Below are 16394 nucleotides of genomic sequence, written 5' to 3' on the forward strand. Positions count from 1 at the left end.
ATGGCCAGGAGCACAAGCCCGACCAAGGGGTCGCGTGCGTCTTCGAGCGCGTCCGCGAACGCGCGATCCGGTGCGCCGTCGACGCCGCGCAAGCCCGCCGCGGCCAAGCCCGCGCCGGCGCCCAAGCGCTACGTCGGGGACGCGGACCGGCCGCCGGTGATCGTGCGCGCCTGGATGGGGCTCGCGCACGGGACCGGCGGACTGTTCCGGGCGTTCGGCCCGGAGTCGCTCGAGAAGGAGCAGCGCCGCGACGGCTTCCCGTTCCTGCTCGTGCTGCTGGCGATCGCCGGCGCCGTGAACGAGTGGTTCTTCATCGGCAGCGAGGTCGCGAAGACCATCAGCGCCTACACCGTCGGCGGCCTCATCGGCCGTGAGGCCTTCGTGCTGCCGGTGCTCCTGCTGCTGCTCGCGGGCTGGATGTTCCGGCATCCGTCATCCGTGCACGACAACGGGCGCGTCGGCATCGGCTTCGGCCTGCTGATCCTCACGATCGCCGGCTTCTGCCACGTCGCCGGCGGCCGCCCGCAGCCGAACGAGGGGCTTCCCGCGCTGAGCGAGGCGGGCGGGCTCTTCGGCTGGATGGTGGGCGAGCCGCTCGCGCTGGTGCTCACCGACGTCGGCGCCTACATCGTGCTGTCCCTCCTGGCGGTGCTGAGCGTGCTGATCATCACCAAGACGCCGCCCAACCGCATCGGTCGGCGGCTCGGCGAGCTGTACCTGTGGATGTTCGGCGCCGAGCCCCGAGAAGACAAGACGACGGATGCCGCCGGCGACGACTCCGACGACGACGGCGACCCCTCCCTCCCGTGGTGGCGCCGCAACAAGACGGGTCGCGAGACCGACCCCGAGGACGGGCTCGGCTCGGACGCCCTCACCGAGCTCCTGCCTCCGGGGTCGTCGCAGGGCGGCTTCGAGCAGGCGATCGCACCGACGGTGACCCCGCCCCCGGCGGCCGTCACCGACGACCTCACGGAGGTCATCGACCCGGCGGTGCTGTCGGCGGCCAAGGCTGCCACCTCATCGCGCACGTCGCTGCGCGACGACGCCGAGATGATCGAGGACGACGGCACCCTGCCCGGCCTGGACGGCATCGGGTCGTCCACCGCGGTCGACTCGCCCTCGGCGCCGTACCGCCTGCCGTCGGTCAACTCGCTCGCGGCCGGATCGCCGCACGTCGCCCGGTCGCAGGCGAACGACGACACGGTGCGCGCCATCACGAGCGTGCTCGACCAGTTCGGGCTGGACGCGCGCGTGACGGGATTCTCGCGCGGCCCGACCGTCACCCAGTACGAGATCGAGCTCGGCCCGGGCGTCAAGGTCGAGCGCATCACCGCCCTGACGAACAACATCGCCTACGCCGTGGCCTCGAACGAGGTGCGCATCCTCGCGCCCATCCCCGGCAAGAGCGCCATCGGGGTCGAGATCCCCAACACCGACCGCGAGATCGTGACCCTCGGCGACGTGCTCCGCTCGACGGCGGCGACGAATCAGACGCATCCGATGACGATCGGCGTCGGCAAGGACGTCGGCGGCGGCTACGTCGTGGCGAACCTGGCCAAGATGCCGCACCTGCTGGTGGCCGGCTCCACCGGCTCGGGCAAGTCGAGCTTCGTCAACTCGATGATCACGAGCCTGCTCATGCGCGCCAAGCCCGCCGACGTGCGGATGGTGCTCATCGACCCCAAGCGCGTGGAGCTCACCTCCTACGCCGGCGTGCCGCACCTCATCACGCCGATCATCACGAACCCGAAGAAGGCGGCCGAGGCGCTGCAGTGGGTCGTGAAGGAGATGGACATGAGGTACGACGACCTCGCGTCCTTCGGCTTCCGGCACATCGACGACTTCAACAAGGCCGTCGTCGCGGGCGAGATCACGCTCCCGCCCGGCAGCGAGCGCGTCCTGAAGCCCTACCCGTACCTCCTCGTGGTGGTCGACGAGCTCGCCGACCTCATGATGGTCGCCCCGCGCGACGTCGAGGACTCGATCGTGCGCATCACGCAGCTCGCCCGGGCGAGCGGCATCCACCTCGTCCTGGCGACGCAGCGGCCCTCGGTCGACGTCGTGACCGGACTCATCAAGGCCAACGTGCCGTCGCGTTTGGCGTTCGCGGTCACGAGCGTCACCGATTCGCGCGTCATCCTCGACCAGCCCGGCGCCGACCGCCTGATCGGCCAGGGCGACGGGCTGTTCCTGCCGATGGGGGCCTCCAAGGCCCTGCGGGTGCAGGGCGCGTGGGTCAGCGAGAGCGAGATCGAGGCCGTCGTCAAGCACGTCACGGCGCAGGCGCGCCCCGAGTACCGCTCCGATGTGCAGGCCGCCGCCGAGAAGAAGGAGATCGACGCCGACATCGGCGACGACCTCGAGCTGCTCCTCGCCGCCGCCGAACTCGTGGTCTCGAGCCAGTTCGGGTCGACGTCGATGCTGCAGCGCAAGCTGCGGGTCGGCTTCGCGAAGGCCGGCCGTCTCATGGACCTCCTCGAGTCCCGCGAGATCGTCGGCCCCTCCGAGGGCTCCAAGGCCCGTGACGTGCTGGTGACCGTCGAGCAGCTGCCGACCGTTCTGGCCCGTCTGCGCGGCCAGGACGTGCCCGACGAGGCCCCCGCGGCACCCCCGGTCGCCGAGGACCCCTACGGCTCGGATGCCGTCGGCGCGCAGTACGACGGCTACCCGGTCGTCGACGGCGACGAGGGCCCCGAGGACGCCTGGGGCCTCACCGGACGCGACTGAAGCCTTCAGCCCCGTCACGGGGCGGGTGCGTGCGCCGATAGGCTCGGGCCATGGCGATCCCGCGGCAGCTCCCCAACGCGATCACGATCGTGCGCATCCTCTGTGCGCCGGTGTTCCTGTGGATGCTGCTCGCCGACGGCGGCGCCGACGGTGCGCTGCGCTGGTGGGCGGCGGTGCTGTTCATCGTGGCGATCGCGACCGACGGGATCGACGGCTATCTCGCGCGGGCGAACGACATCGTCACCGACCTCGGCAAGCTGCTGGATCCGATCGCGGACAAGGTGCTGACGGGCTTCGCCTTCATCGGGCTGTCGATCCTCGGGGAGCTTCCCTGGTGGATCACGATCGTCGTCCTCGTCCGCGAGGTCGGGATCACCGTGTACCGCTTCGCGGTGGTCAGCGACCACGTCCTGGCGGCGGCGTGGATGGGCAAGCTCAAGACGCTGGCGCAGGGCGTCGCGCTGTCGCTGGCGCTCCTGCCCCTGTGGACGCTCGTCGGCGAGTGGATCTACTGGGTCAACGGCGTCACGATGGCGATCGCGGTGATCCTCACAATCGCCAGCGGCATCGACTACGTCGTCAGCGAGGCGCGCGCCGCCCGCGCGAAGCGGGGGAGGAAGTGAGCGGCTCGACGCCCGACGGCGAAACGGCGCCGTCTGCTCCCGACCCGGCTGTCGCCGTGCTGCGCGCGCTGGATGCGCGCGGGTGGTCTGTCGCCGCGGCGGAGTCGCTCACCGGCGGGCGTCTGACCGCGGCCCTCGTGGACGTCCCCGGCGCCTCCGCGCATCTGCGTGGGGGCATCGTGGCGTACTCCACGGATCTGAAGACGAGCGCGCTCGGCGTCGAGGCGGACCTGCTGGCCGCCCGTGGCGCCGTCGACCCCGCGGTCGCGGAGCAGATGGCGCAAGGCGTGCGGCATGTGCTCCGCGCGGACGTCGGCCTGGCCACCACGGGGGTCGCCGGGCCGGATCCGCAGGACGGTCAGCCTGTCGGCACCGTCTTCGTCGCGGTGTCCACGCCCGAGACGACCGTCGTCACGTCGCTGACGCTGTCGGGCACGCGGGACGAGATCCGCTCCCGGGCGGTGATCGGGGCGCTCGAGCTGGCGCTCACGCTGCTGTGACGCGCCCCGCGATCGTCGACTCGGGAACAGACCGTGTTTCGTCTCGGTTACATTCGGTGATTCCCACCCGATGCTCAGCGCACGGGTCTAAATTGGCATCAGCTGGTGCTGTACTGTTGTCCACCCGGACAACGCGGAATCCGAAGTGAGGAGGGGGCCAAAATGATCCTGGTACGTCAAGAGATCGGCGAAGTGCTTCGTGATTTCCGCCAGCAGAAGGGGCGCACCCTCCGTCAGGTCGCGAGTCGCGCGAGCGTCGCGCTGGGCTACCTCAGCGAGGTGGAGCGCGGCCAGAAGGAGGCCTCGAGCGAGATCCTCGCGTCGGTGGCCGAGGCGCTCGACGTCCCCATCTCGACGATCATGCGCGAGGTCGGCGACCGCATCTCGGTGCTCGAGGGACTGCAGACCTTCCCCGATGTCGTGCCCGACGACCTGGTCGCGTCGGTCGACGCGGAGCTGTCGCTGCGCTGATCCGCGCCTCCCGTACGAAGTGTCGAAACCAGCGAGCACGCATGCGCCGGAGTGAGTTCCATCGCGCCGTCTCGGACGAGTTCGGCGCCCGGGCGAACGCGGTGGTGACCGACCTGGTCCTGTCGGGCGTCGGCGGCCGCACGGCCACGGATGCCATCGCCGCCGGGGTCGATCCCCGCGAGGTCTGGCTCGCGCTGTGCGAGGAGCTGGACGTGCCCGCCGAGCGGCGGTACGGCGTCGGACGCCTCGAGCCGCGCCGCTGACCTGCCGCGACCGCGCGGCATCGTCCATCGCCGTCCGCCGCGGCGTGTCTGCTCGAATCTTCGTTCGATACCGGCGTAGGCTCCTGCACAGCGGGTGTCGAGAACGTGTTTTGCACGGATCCGGGAGGAGCGAGGGCCGATGTCGGAGCCCCTCCCTAACGTGAACACCGTCGAACGACACCTCACGCCTTGTCGCAGCATCCGTCCCGCCGGGTCGGAGCGCGACAGCCTACAGGCGACGGAACGCGAGCATAGAGGAGCACGTCATGCCATCACCCGTTGACCGCGAGAAGGCCCTGGAATCGGCCCTCGCCCAGATCGACCGGCAGTTCGGGAAGGGCTCGGTGATGCGCCTCGGCAGCGACGAGCGCGCGCCCGTCGAGGTCGTGCCCACCGGCTCGATCGCCCTGGACGTCGCCCTCGGCATCGGCGGGCTTCCGCGCGGCCGCATCATCGAGATCTACGGACCGGAGTCGTCGGGTAAGACGACGCTGACCCTGCATGCCATCGCCAACGTGCAGCGCGCCGGCGGAATCGCCGCGTTCGTCGATGCGGAGCACGCGCTCGACCCCGACTACGCGCAGAAGCTGGGCGTCGACATCGACCAGCTGCTCGTGTCGCAGCCCGACACCGGCGAGCAGGCGCTCGAGATCGCCGACATGCTGGTGCGCTCGGGGGCCATCGACCTCGTCGTCATCGACTCGGTCGCAGCCCTCGTGCCCAAGGCCGAGATCGAGGGCGAGATGGGCGACTCGCACGTCGGCCTGCAGGCGCGACTCATGTCGCAGGCGCTCCGCAAGCTCACCGGCGGGCTCAACCAGACCAACACCACGATGATCTTCATCAACCAGCTGCGCGAGAAGATCGGCGTGTTCTTCGGCTCGCCCGAAACGACCGCCGGTGGCAAGGCGCTGAAGTTCTACGCATCGGTGCGCCTCGACATCCGTCGCATCGAGACGCTCAAGGACGGCACCGAGGCGGTGGGCAACCGCACGCGCGTCAAGGTCGTCAAGAACAAGATGGCGCCGCCGTTCAAGCAGGCCGAGTTCGACATCCTCTACGGCGTCGGCATCTCCCGCGAGGGCAGCCTCATCGATTTCGGGGTGGAGCACGGCATCGTCAAGAAGTCGGGTGCCTGGTACACCTACGACGGCGAGCAGCTGGGGCAGGGCAAGGAGAACGCCCGCAACTTCCTCATCAAGAACGAGGACGTCGCCGCCGAGATCGAGTCGAAGATCAAGACGAAGCTCGGCATCGGCGTGCCCAAGGGTGGCGCTGAGGGCTCGGTCGGCGACGAGCTGGCGGCGCGCCGCCCGGCGTGATGGTCCGCTTCGTCGACAGCGGGGACGAGTCCGACGTCGGGACCGACGACGGACTCGCCCCCGTGATCCCGCTCTTCGGCGACCGGGCTCCCGGCTCCTATCCCAAGACCGCGGCGCAGGTGCAGCAGACGCTGGACCGCCTGCCCGGGGCGCGCACGCCGTCACGCCCCGCCGAGGAGGGCGCGACCGTGGGCGATCGTGGCGGCGCCCCCGCCGATGCCGGTGCGCCGACCGCTGACCCCGCCGGTGCGTCGACCGCTGACCCCGCCGGTGCGCGGACTGCTGACCCCGCCGGTGCGCGGACTGCTGACTCCGCCGGTGCCGCCGACGCTGCTGCCGCCGCCGAGGCCGCCGAGCAGGGCCTGGTGAAGAAGCTCCGGTCGCGGCAGCTCTCCGTCTCTGAGGCGAGGACCCACCTCGTCCGGCTCGATGTCGACGCCGACGCCGCCGATGGCATCATCGACGCCTTCATCGCGCGCGGCTACCTCGACGACGCGAGGCTCGCGGAGCAGATCGTGCACGCCGGCGTCGACCGCAAAGGCCAGGGCCGGCAGGTCATCGCGCAGAGCCTCGTCAAGCGCGGCGTGCCACGCGACGTGGTGGACGCCGCCCTCGCCGAGCTCCCCGACGACGACGCGGAGCGGGCCCTGGTGTTCGCGCGAAGCAAGGCGGGGTCGATGCGCGGTCTGGATCGCGACGTCGCACTCCGCCGTCTGGCCGGACAGCTGGCTCGCCGCGGCTACGGCGGCTCGGTCGCGCTGGGCGCCGCGCGGACGGCGCTCGACGAGACGACGCAGTCCTCCGGGCGGGTCCGGTTCGAGGAGCGCTGACGACGCCGAACCGTCCGCGCCCCGCCGTCCGCTCACCGGCACGGCTCGTAGAATGGCGTGATCATGTCTTCGCCCTCCGCAACCCCGACTCTCATCGCGCCGTCCGCGGCTGCGCACGACGTCGACGGCCGCGCCCGCACCTACGAGGTGCGCACCTTCGGCTGCCAGATGAACGTGCACGACTCCGAGCGCCTCTCCGGCTCCCTCGAGAGCGCGGGCTACGTCCGCGCCGAGGCGGGCGAGGACGCCGACGTCGTCGTGATCAACACGTGCGCGGTGCGCGACAACGCCGCCGGCAAGCTGTACGGCACGCTCGGCCACCTCAAGTCCCGCAAGGACAAGCACGAGGGCATGCAGATCGCCGTCGGCGGCTGCCTCGCGCAGATGGACAAGGACGTCGTCCAGCAGAAGGCGCCGTGGGTCGACGTCGTGTTCGGCACGCACAACATGGGCTCGCTCCCCAGCCTGCTCGAGCGCGCCCGCCACAACGGCGAGGCCGAGCTCGAGATCCTCGAGGCGCTCGAGATCTTCCCGTCGACCCTCCCGACCAAGCGCGACAGCGTCTACAGCGGCTGGGTGTCGATCTCGGTCGGCTGCAACAACACCTGCACGTTCTGCATCGTGCCCAGCCTGCGCGGCAAGGAGAAGGACCGCCGGCCCGGCGACATCCTGAACGAGATCCGCCTGCTCGTCGACGACGGCGCCATGGAGGTCACCCTCCTGGGGCAGAACGTCAACTCGTACGGCGTCGAGTTCGGTGACCGCCAGGCATTCGGCAAGCTCCTGCGCGCCGCCGGCGAGATCCCGGGCCTCGAGCGGATCCGCTTCACGAGCCCGCACCCGGCGGCCTTCACCGACGACGTCATCGACGCGATGGCAGAGACCGCTGCCGTGATGCCGCAGCTGCACATGCCGCTGCAGTCCGGCAGCGACCGCATCCTCAAGGCGATGCGCAGGTCCTACCGCAGCGAACGGTTCCTCGGCATCCTCGACCGCGTCCGTGCCAAGATGCCCGACGCCGCGATCTCCACCGACATCATCGTCGGCTTCCCCGGCGAGACCGACGAAGACTTCGAAGACACGATGCGCGTCGTCGAGCAGGCCCGGTTCGCCAGCGCGTTCACCTTCCAGTACTCCATCCGCGAGGGCACGCCGGCGGCGACCATGCCCGACCAGGTGCCCAAGGAGGTCGTGCAGCAGCGCTACGAGCGCCTCATCGCGCTGCAGGAGCGGATCTCGCTCGAAGAGAACCAGAAGCAGGTCGGCCGCGAGGTCCAGGTGCTCGTCTCGACCGGCGAGGGCAAGAAGGACGCCGAGACCCACCGCCTGACCGGACGCGCCGAAGACAACCGCCTCGTGCACTTCGAGGTGCCGGCCGGGTCTGAGACGGCCCGCCCCGGCGACGTCGTGTCGGTCGTCGTGACGCACGCGGCGCCGTTCCACCTCCTCGCCGACGCGCCGGACGGCGCGCCGCTGCGCATCCGCCGCACGCGGTCCGGCGATGCGTGGGACCGCGCGCAGGCCGAGTCGTGCGGCATCCCGGCACCGGCGGGCGACGCCGGAGCACCGCGGGCGGTGTCCCTCGGCCTGCCGACGCTGCGCATCGGCGTCTGACACGACGTGGTGACCTCCGAGGCGGGGGAGCGCCCGACTGCCGCGCCGCGCCCGGCCGCGACGCCGCGCCCGGCCGCGGCGCCGCGCCTGTGGGCCGTCGTCGGCGCGACCGGGACCGGTAAGACCGCGCTCTCGCTCGACCTGGCCGACGCGCTCGCGGAGCGCGGCCGCCCCGCCGAGATCGTCAACGCCGACGCGATGCAGCTGTACCGGGGCATGGACATCGGGACCGCCAAGCTGCCTGAGACGCAGCGGCGCGGCATCCGTCATCATCTCTTCGACGTGCTGGAGGTCACCCAGGAAGCGGCGGTGGCGTGGTACCAGGAGGCGGCGCGCGAGGTGATCGCCGACATCCACCGGCGGGGCGCGGACGCCGTGCTCGTCGGCGGGTCGGGGCTGTACGTGTCGAGCGTGCTGTTCGACTTCCGGTTCCCGCCGCGCGACACCGACGTCCGCGCACGACTGGAGTCGGAGCTCGACGCCCACGGACCGGGCGCCCTGTTCGCCCGCCTGCGCACGCTCGACCCGGCGACCGCCGAGCGGATCGACCCCCGCAACGGACGCCGCATCGTGCGCGCGCTCGAAGTGCTCGAGCTCGGCGAGCGCACCCACGGGGCCGCGCTTCCCGAGGCGCCCACGCTGTGGCACGACCGAACGCGGATCGTCGGCGTCGCGGTGCCCCGCGACGAGCTCGTGCGGCGACTGGACCTGCGCGTCGAGGCGATGTGGCGCGACGGCATCGTCGACGAGGTGGCGCGGCTGCGCACGCAGGGACTCGATCGAGGAGTCACCGCCCGGCGCGCCATCGGCTACGCGCAGGCCCTCGCCCAGCTGGCGGGCGAGATGACCCAGGCGGAGGCGATCGCCGAGACGCAGGCGCTCACCCGGCGGTACGCCCGCCGGCAGGTGTCGTGGTTCAAGCGCTACGACGGCGTCCTCTGGGCCGAACCGTCGACGGATGCCTCGTCCCTGGCAGACTCGATGCCATGACGATCGCCATCCGCCCCTTCGACGTCGCCGACACGGAGGACGTCGTGTCGCTCTGGCAGGCCACCGGGCTGACGAGGCCCTGGAACAACCCGTACCAGGACATCAGCCGCAAGCTCTCGGTGCAGCCGGAGCTGTTCCTGGTCGCTGTCGACGAGCGCGCTGTGGTGGGGTCGGTGATGGCCGGCTACGACGGCCACCGCGGGTGGCTGTACTACCTCGCGAGCGCGCCCGAGCGTCGCGGCGAGGGGATCGGCAGGCGACTGGTCGGCGAGGCCGAGGATCGGCTGCTGGCGATGGGGTGCCCGAAGGTGCAGCTCATGGTGCGGCCCGAGAACGGCGTGGCGCGCGGGTTCTACGACTCCCTCGACTACGAGCCGTTCGAGATCTGGGCGACGGGCAAGCGCCTCATCGCCGACTGAGGCGGCGGTCGCGCATCGTCGCGACCCTAGACTGGGACGATGCCGCAGACGATCGCGTTCACCAAGGGCCACGGCACCGGCAACGACTTCGTGATCGTCCCCGACCCCGACGGCGCGCTCGATCTCACCGACGACCAGGTCGCCGTGCTGTGCGACCGCCGGTTCGGCATCGGCGGCGACGGCATCCTTCGGGTCGTGCGCGCGAACGCGATCGCCGAGGGCGCCCAGGCAGCCGCCTCCGGCGCCGAGTGGTTCATGGACTACCGCAACGCGGACGGCTCCAAAGCGGAGATGTGCGGCAACGGGGTGCGCGTGTTCGTGCGCTACCTCGTGGACGTGGGCTGGGCCGACGTGGAGGACGCACCGCTCGCGGTGGGCACGCGGGCGGGTGTCAAGACGGTCACTCGCAGCGACGGCACGCTCGGCGAACGCGGCTACGAGGTGGATCTGGGCCCGTGGCGCGTGGAAGACGCCGAGGTGCTCGTCCGCACGCGCGGGGGCGGCGCGCCGCGCCCGGGCATCGGGATCGACGTCGGCAACCCCCACGTGGTCGTCGCGCTGCCCGACGAGACGGAGCTGGAAGGCCTCGACCTGGCCGCACAGCCCCTCCTGCAGCCCGAGCCGCCGCACGGGGCCAACGTCGAGTTCGTCGTGCCGAGCGATCCGCTCGTGCGGGAGGGCGTCGGCTCCATCCGGATGCGGGTCTTCGAGCGCGGCGTCGGCGAGACCCTCAGCTGCGGCACCGGCGTCGCGGCCGCGGCGCTCGCGGTGCGTCACTGGGCGGGGCCGGCTGCGCCCGATCGCTGGATCGTCGACGTCCCCGGCGGGACGCTGGGGGTGCGGATGCCGGAGGTCGACGGCGAGCGCCATGTGCTGCTGTCCGGGCCGGCGACCCTCGTCTACTCCGGCGAGGTCACGCTCGCCTGAACTGCCTCCGCCGACGGCGGGACGCGGTGGGACGCGGGGGGACAGCCCTGGCGCGTTGTCAGAGCTCCGGGATCCGGATGGGCTCGCTCGGGGGAGACCCGTGCCGGCGGATCTTCAGGACGCGGAACCCGCGCGCCGTCGCCGCGCGATGCACGCTGAACCTCCGGTCGAGCGTCGCGGCGAGCCACCGCTGGAGCGAGTCCGAGCCGAGGTTGCGCTGCACGACGAGCCAGGCATCCGCTCTCTCGTCCAGCCGCGGGATCCATCGCTCGAGCAGACCGTGCAGCTCGTGCTTGCCGACGCGGATCGGCGGGTTCGACCGGATCGTGCGGAACATCACGTCATCGGGAACATCGTCGGGCAGGACGGCGTTGACGTTCTCGAGGCCGAGATCGGCCGCGTTGCGGCGCACCAGATCCAGTGCCCGCTCGTTCACGTCGACGGCCCACACCGTCGCACGAGGGGAGTCCATGGCGAGGCTGAGCGCGATCGGGCCCCACCCGCAGCCGAGGTCGAGGAAGTGCCCGCCCGCGGGCGGCGGGGGCGTGTTCGACAGCAGCACCGCGGTGCCGGAGTCCACGTGGTCGGGGCTGAAGACGCCTCCGGCCGTCGTGACCTCCAGGTCGCGTCCGGCGAGCCGGACGCGGACACGGCGCAGATTCTCGGGGCTGGCGGGCGTCGCACTGAAGTAGTGGTCGCTCCCCATGGGTGACGAGCCTAGCGGAGGTGCTGCCCGAGCTGGGAGCGCATCGGACGACCGCCATTCCCTGTCCAGGCCCACCTCGGAGGACTAGAATTCACGGATGCCGCGAACCGGCCGATGAGCGTCGGAAAACGGCATCCCATCCACAACGAAGGAACACATGACGGATACGACAACCCCCCAGAGCACCGACGAGACGCCGGTCGACCCGGTGGATCGCGTGCTGGCGCGCGCCGAGGCGCGCTCGGGGGTGCACGTCTTCGGAGCCGCGCAGGCGCTCCAGGACGAGGCCACCATCGGGCTGGGCGACAGCGACGGCGAGCAGTGGGACCGTGAGGAGCGCGCGGCGCTGCGGCGCGTCCCCGGCCTGTCGACCGAGCTCGAGGACGTCACCGAGGTCGAGTACCGGCAGCTGCGGCTCGAGAACGTCGTGCTGGTGGGCGTCCACCCGCAGGGTGAGACGGAGGACGCGGAGAACTCGCTGCGCGAGCTGGCGGCCCTCGCCGAGACCGCGGGCGCCGTCGTCCTCGACGGCGTGCTCCAGCGACGCCCCCACCCCGACCCCGCGACGTACGTCGGCCGGGGCAAGGCCGAGGAGCTGCGCGACATCGTGGCGGCCGTCGGCGCCGACACGGTGATCGCCGACACCGAGCTCGCACCCAGCCAGCGGCGTGCGCTCGAGGACGTCGTCAAGGTCAAGGTCATCGACCGCACGACCGTGATCCTCGACATCTTCAGCCAGCACGCGAAGAGCCGCGAGGGCAAGGCCCAGGTCGAGCTCGCCCAGCTCGAGTACCTCCTGCCGCGACTGCGCGGCTGGGGTGATTCGATGAGCCGTCAGGCCGGTGGGCAGGTCGGCGCGGGCGGGGCGGGCATGGGCTCGCGCGGCCCCGGTGAGACGAAGATCGAGCTCGATCGCCGGCGCATCCGCACCCGCATGGCGCAGCTTCGCCGGCAGATCCGCGACTTCGCGCCCGCACGCGACGCCAAGCGCGCCGAGCGCAAGCGGCACACCGTGCCGTCGGTCGCCATCGCCGGCTACACCAACGCCGGCAAGTCGAGCCTGCTGAACCGGCTGACCAGCGCCGGCGTCCTCGTCGAGAACGCCCTGTTCGCGACCCTGGACGCCACCGTGCGCCGTTCCGAGGCGGCCGACGGCCGGGTCTACACGCTCACCGACACGGTCGGCTTCGTCCGGAACCTCCCGCACCAGCTCGTCGAGGCGTTCCGCTCGACGCTGGAAGAGGTCGGCCAGGCCGATGTCATCCTGCACGTGGTCGACGGGTCGCACCCCGACCCCGCCGCACAGCTGGCGACGGTGCGCGATGTGATCGGCGACGTCGGTGCGCGCGACATCCCCGAGATCGTCGTGTTCAACAAGGCCGATCTCGTGGACGCCGACACGCGCCTCGTGCTGCGCGGACTCGAGCCCCAGGCGCTCTTCGCCTCCTCCCGCACGGGGGAGGGAGTCGACGAGCTGCGCGCCGCGATCGAAGCGGCGCTGCCGCTCCCGGCCGTCGAGGTGCACGCGCTCGTGCCGTACGACCGGGGCGACCTGGTGTCGGCGATCCACGAGCAGGGGATGATCCTGTCGCAGGCGCACGAGGAGGGCGGCACGGCCGTGCACGCCCGCGTCGGCGAGCATCTCGCCGCCCGCCTCGCCCCGTTCTCGGTCTGAGACGCAACCTCCGCCCGAGACGCCGCCGACGGCCCCGCACCCTGTCCGGTGCGGGGCCGTCGCGCGTCTCAGTCGAGGGGGAGGGGCGGGATGCCGGGAGTCTCGAACCCGAACACCTGCCCGAGGAACGCCACCTCGGCCTCGAGGGTGCGCACCAGCGTCTCGGCGCCGCGGAACCCGTGACCCTCGCCCTCGAACGCGAGGTACGCGTGCGCGACGCCGTTGGCGGCGAGCGCGTCGCGCACCGCCTCCGACTGCGACGGAGGGACCACACGGTCCTCAAGGCCCTGCTCGATGAGCAGCGGCGTCCGCAGCCGGTCGAGGTGCGTCAGCGGCGATCGCTGGACGTACAGGTGCTCCGCGTCGGGGAGCGGCCCCACCATGCCGTCGAGGTAGCTCGCCTCGAAGTCGTGCGTGTCCTCCGCGAGGCGCCGGAGGTCGGCCACCCCGTAGCGGCTGATGCCGGCGCCGAAGACGTCGGAGCCCGTCAGCGCGCAGAGCACCGTCCACCCGCCGGCCGAGCCGCCGGCGATCGCCAGCCGCTCCGGGTCGGCCGCGCCGGCCGCGGCGTGACCTCGCGCGGCGGCGACCACATCGTCGACGTCCACGACGCCCCACTGTCCGAGCAGGCGCTCGCGGTACGCGCGGCCATAGCCGGTGGAGCCGCCGTAGTTCACGTCCAGCACGCCGATTCCGCGGCTGGTGAGGTACGCGATCTTCCCGGATGCCGCGCCGCCGACATGGTCGGTCGGCCCGCCGTGCACGAAGACGACGTAGGGCGGCCGCTCGTCCTGCGGACCGCGGGCCTCGGGATTGCGGGGCGGGTAGTCGAACGCGTGCACCGGGCCGTGCGGCCCGGGGAAGGTGACGGCGCGGGAGCGCGGCATCCACTCGTCACCCCAGGGTGATTCCCCTCCGACGATCAGCCGCCGGGCGTCGAGACTGTCGACGTCGAGCTCCCACAGTCCCGCTCCGCGCGAGCCGGCGCCCGACAGCAGGAGGCGTGTGCCGCGGACGTCCTCGATCGACAGGCGGGTGACGGCGTCGGATGGAAGGTCGTGCGCAGCGCCGTCCGTGCCGATCAGCACGAGTGCATCCGCCCCGTTCGTGCGGACGGCGACGATGCGGCCGTCCTCCAGCGCCGCGAACCAGCGGGTGCCGAGCACCCACAGCGGGCCGCCGGTATCGGCGTCGGCCTCGGCGACCGGCTCGTGCGGGAGGTCAGCGGTCAGGCGCATCCGCCACACGTTCCAGCGGCCCGACGGGTCGTCGGCGAACAGGAGGGCGTCGTCGGCGGTCCACACCGGCTGCAGCGGCGAGGAGTCGCCGCCGGCGACGGTCGTCCACTCCGCCACGGCGCCGTCCTCGATCCGGCCGATGCGCAGCTCGGCGCGGTCCCACGCCATGTGCGGATGGTCCCACGCGATCCACGCCAGGTGCCGCCCATCGGGCGAGAGGGCGGGGTGGGCCACGAAGTCGCTGTCGCTCGCGAGCGACACGATGCGGGCGGCATCCCTCGCACCCGATCCGTCCAGCGGGATCTCGACGATGTCGCGCAGCGGCGGGCGGCCTTCGCGGTGCGCCTCGCGCACCGCGAGCAGGCGTCCGCGCTGCAGGCTCAGGCCGCCGTAGCGCACGTCGCCCGCGTCGGGGGTGAGCGGCTGCGGCTCGGACCCCGGCCGCAGACGGCGGACGCGCTGGTCGGCCTTCTCGACGAAGTAGAGCACGCCCTGGTCGTCGGCGGTCCACGAGCCGCCGCCGTACTCGTGCACGCGCGACCGGGCGCTCCACGGCGCGGGGAGGACGTCCTCGACCGACCCGGACGAGGTGCGCCGCCGCACCGCCGACCGGCCGGCTTCCTCCGGGACCGACTCGCCCCACCACACCTGGGGCGCACTGCCGCCGCCGACGAACCGCGCCCCCTCGATGCGCGGCGATGCGGCGGACACCGCCGCGGCGGAGATCGGAGAGGGCCAGCTGCCGTAGGGGAGTGCGCGGGTGGTTGTCACGACACCACGGTACGACGAAGGCCGCCACCGCTCGACCGAAACAGTAGGTCACAGGACGGTGCACGCCGCCCGCCTCCGCTACCGTGGACGCATCGTCGCCCGGTCGTCCTCACGGACGCCCCGAACCACGGGGTACCGGGCAGGAGCGACAGCCGAGCCCGGCACCCGCCCGCGATGACACCCCTTCCGCTGCGGCGGTGAGCGTGGTGCCGCGGCCGCCCGGGCTTTCCGTTCGGCCCAGCCCTGTCCCCGACCTGAGAAGCAGACCCATGCCGATCGATCTGAGCACACCTGGCGTGCCGATCTCGTTCGAGGTGTATCCGCCGCGCTCCGACGCGGGCTTCGCCGCACTGCACGAGACGATCCGCCACCTCGCCGCCGTCGACCCCCGGTTCATCTCGGTGACGTACGGCGCCGGCGGCTCCACCGGCGGCCGCTCCCTCGAGCTGCTGACCCACATCCTCCGCGAGACGCACGTCGAGCCGCTCGCGCACCTGACCTGCGTCGGCAACGGCTACGCCGGCGCGACCTCGCTCATCCGCGAGTTCCTCGATGCCGGCATCACGAGCTTCCTCGCCCTCCGGGGCGACCCGCCCGCCGGATCGTCCGAGGACGACGCGTTCCTCGGCGACCTGGAATCCGCCGCACAGCTCGTGCAGCTGATCGACTGCGTGCAGGCCGAGCGGGCCCCGTACACCGAGGCGCCCGTCCCCGGCGTGCCGGGCGCCGTCCGCGTCGCGGAGAGACCGCGGGTCGACATCGCGGTCGCCGCCTTCCCGAACGGGCACCCGCGGGCCCGCCACGCATCGAGCGACATCGACGCGCTCCTCGCCAAGCAGGCGGCCGGTGCCACCCTGGCCATCACGCAGCTCTTCTTCCACGCCGAGGACTATCTCGGGTTCGTGCAGCGCGCGCGCGACGCCGGCGTCACGATCCCGATCCTGCCGGGGATCATGCCCATCACCTCGCCCGCGCGGCTGCGGCGCGTGCTCGAGCTCACGGGGGAGCAGCTGCCCGCCGAGCTGGCCGTCGCGCTCGACGTCGAGCCGACCGCCGAGGGGCAGCGTGCGGTGGGCGTCGCCCACGCCGCGCAGCTGGCCCGTGAGGTCGTCGAGGGCGGGGCCCCCGGCATCCACCTCTACGCGTTCAACAACCACGACACGGTCCTCGAGGTCCTGGGCGAGGCCGGGGCGCTCCCGTCGGCGTCACGGCTGCCCGATCCCGTCCACTGACACGCGGGCGCCGCGCTCCGTCGGAGAGCCCGACGGTGTCTTCGGCGACCCCGGAAACCCCCTGCCGCACACCCAGAAGGAAAGAG

15 protein-coding genes are annotated in these 16394 nt (G+C 72.1%); 13 read left to right on the plus strand and 2 right to left on the minus strand.

Annotation, left to right across the window (positions count from 1 at the left end; genetic code table 11):
• The 11 genes from ACFRAL_RS16110 (at position 1) to dapF (ending at position 10686) form a co-directional block, all read left to right on the plus strand.
• On the plus strand, positions 1-2727 hold the full coding sequence (locus ACFRAL_RS16110) for a DNA translocase FtsK (RefSeq protein WP_378884831.1): 2727 nt from the start codon (positions 1-3) through the stop codon (positions 2725-2727).
• A 50-nt stretch (positions 2728-2777) separates the two neighbouring features.
• Positions 2778-3350 (plus strand): CDP-diacylglycerol--glycerol-3-phosphate 3-phosphatidyltransferase, encoded by a 573-nt coding sequence (gene pgsA, locus ACFRAL_RS16115; RefSeq protein ID WP_336399033.1) that lies wholly within the window; start codon positions 2778-2780, stop codon positions 3348-3350.
• Positions 3347-3850, plus strand: coding sequence for a CinA family protein (locus ACFRAL_RS16120; RefSeq protein ID WP_378884834.1), 504 nt, complete (start codon positions 3347-3349; stop codon positions 3848-3850). Before pgsA ends, ACFRAL_RS16120 begins: the two co-directional genes overlap by 4 nt.
• 162 nt (positions 3851-4012) lie before the next feature.
• Positions 4013-4321: a helix-turn-helix domain-containing protein gene (locus ACFRAL_RS16125; protein WP_109211855.1), complete on the plus strand. Its 309-nt coding sequence runs from the start codon at positions 4013-4015 to the stop codon at positions 4319-4321.
• A 41-nt stretch (positions 4322-4362) separates the two neighbouring features.
• Positions 4363-4584: a DUF3046 domain-containing protein gene (locus ACFRAL_RS16130; protein ID WP_336399031.1), complete on the plus strand. Its 222-nt coding sequence runs from the start codon at positions 4363-4365 to the stop codon at positions 4582-4584.
• Positions 4585-4850: 266 nt separating this feature from the next.
• Positions 4851-5906 carry a recombinase RecA gene (gene recA, locus ACFRAL_RS16135; RefSeq protein WP_336399030.1) on the plus strand — a complete coding sequence of 352 codons (1056 nt, stop codon included), beginning with the start codon at positions 4851-4853 and terminating at the stop codon, positions 5904-5906.
• Entirely contained in the window at positions 5906-6736 is an 831-nt protein-coding gene (locus tag ACFRAL_RS16140) for a regulatory protein RecX (RefSeq protein WP_336399029.1), read from the plus strand. Before recA ends, ACFRAL_RS16140 begins: the two co-directional genes overlap by 1 nt.
• Positions 6737-6799: 63 nt before the next feature.
• Positions 6800-8350 (plus strand): tRNA (N6-isopentenyl adenosine(37)-C2)-methylthiotransferase MiaB, encoded by a 1551-nt coding sequence (gene miaB, locus ACFRAL_RS16145; protein WP_378884838.1) that lies wholly within the window; start codon positions 6800-6802, stop codon positions 8348-8350.
• 87 nt (positions 8351-8437) lie between these two features.
• Positions 8438-9340, plus strand: coding sequence for a tRNA (adenosine(37)-N6)-dimethylallyltransferase MiaA (gene miaA / locus ACFRAL_RS16150; protein ID WP_378884923.1), 903 nt, complete (start codon positions 8438-8440; stop codon positions 9338-9340).
• Positions 9337-9759, plus strand: a complete 423-nt coding sequence (locus tag ACFRAL_RS16155) for a GNAT family acetyltransferase (RefSeq protein WP_336399027.1) — start codon at positions 9337-9339, stop codon at positions 9757-9759. The genes miaA and ACFRAL_RS16155 overlap by 4 nt, the downstream gene beginning before the upstream one ends.
• 39 nt (positions 9760-9798) lie before the next feature.
• Positions 9799-10686 carry a diaminopimelate epimerase gene (dapF, locus tag ACFRAL_RS16160; protein WP_336399026.1) on the plus strand — a complete coding sequence of 296 codons (888 nt, stop codon included), beginning with the start codon at positions 9799-9801 and terminating at the stop codon, positions 10684-10686.
• A gap of 58 nt (positions 10687-10744) precedes the next feature.
• On the opposite strand, the gene ACFRAL_RS16165 is transcribed toward dapF, so the two are convergent.
• On the minus strand, positions 10745-11392 hold the full coding sequence (locus tag ACFRAL_RS16165) for a methyltransferase (RefSeq protein WP_336399025.1): 648 nt from the start codon (positions 11390-11392) through the stop codon (positions 10745-10747).
• 157 nt (positions 11393-11549) lie between these two features.
• Between ACFRAL_RS16165 and hflX the strand changes: the two genes are divergently transcribed.
• Positions 11550-13067, plus strand: a complete 1518-nt coding sequence (gene hflX, locus ACFRAL_RS16170) for a GTPase HflX (protein ID WP_378884842.1) — start codon at positions 11550-11552, stop codon at positions 13065-13067.
• A 68-nt stretch (positions 13068-13135) separates the two neighbouring features.
• On the opposite strand, the gene ACFRAL_RS16175 is transcribed toward hflX, so the two are convergent.
• A complete protein-coding gene (locus tag ACFRAL_RS16175) occupies positions 13136-15076 on the minus strand; it encodes a S9 family peptidase (protein WP_378884845.1) in 1941 nt (646 codons plus the stop codon).
• 269 nt (positions 15077-15345) lie between these two features.
• Between ACFRAL_RS16175 and ACFRAL_RS16180 the strand changes: the two genes are divergently transcribed.
• On the plus strand, positions 15346-16308 hold the full coding sequence (locus ACFRAL_RS16180) for a methylenetetrahydrofolate reductase (protein ID WP_378884848.1): 963 nt from the start codon (positions 15346-15348) through the stop codon (positions 16306-16308).
• Positions 16309-16394: the final 86 nt, after the last annotated feature.

The organism is Microbacterium sp. NPDC056736 (assembly GCF_042790415.1).
Classification (GTDB): Bacteria; Actinomycetota; Actinomycetes; order Actinomycetales; family Microbacteriaceae; genus Microbacterium.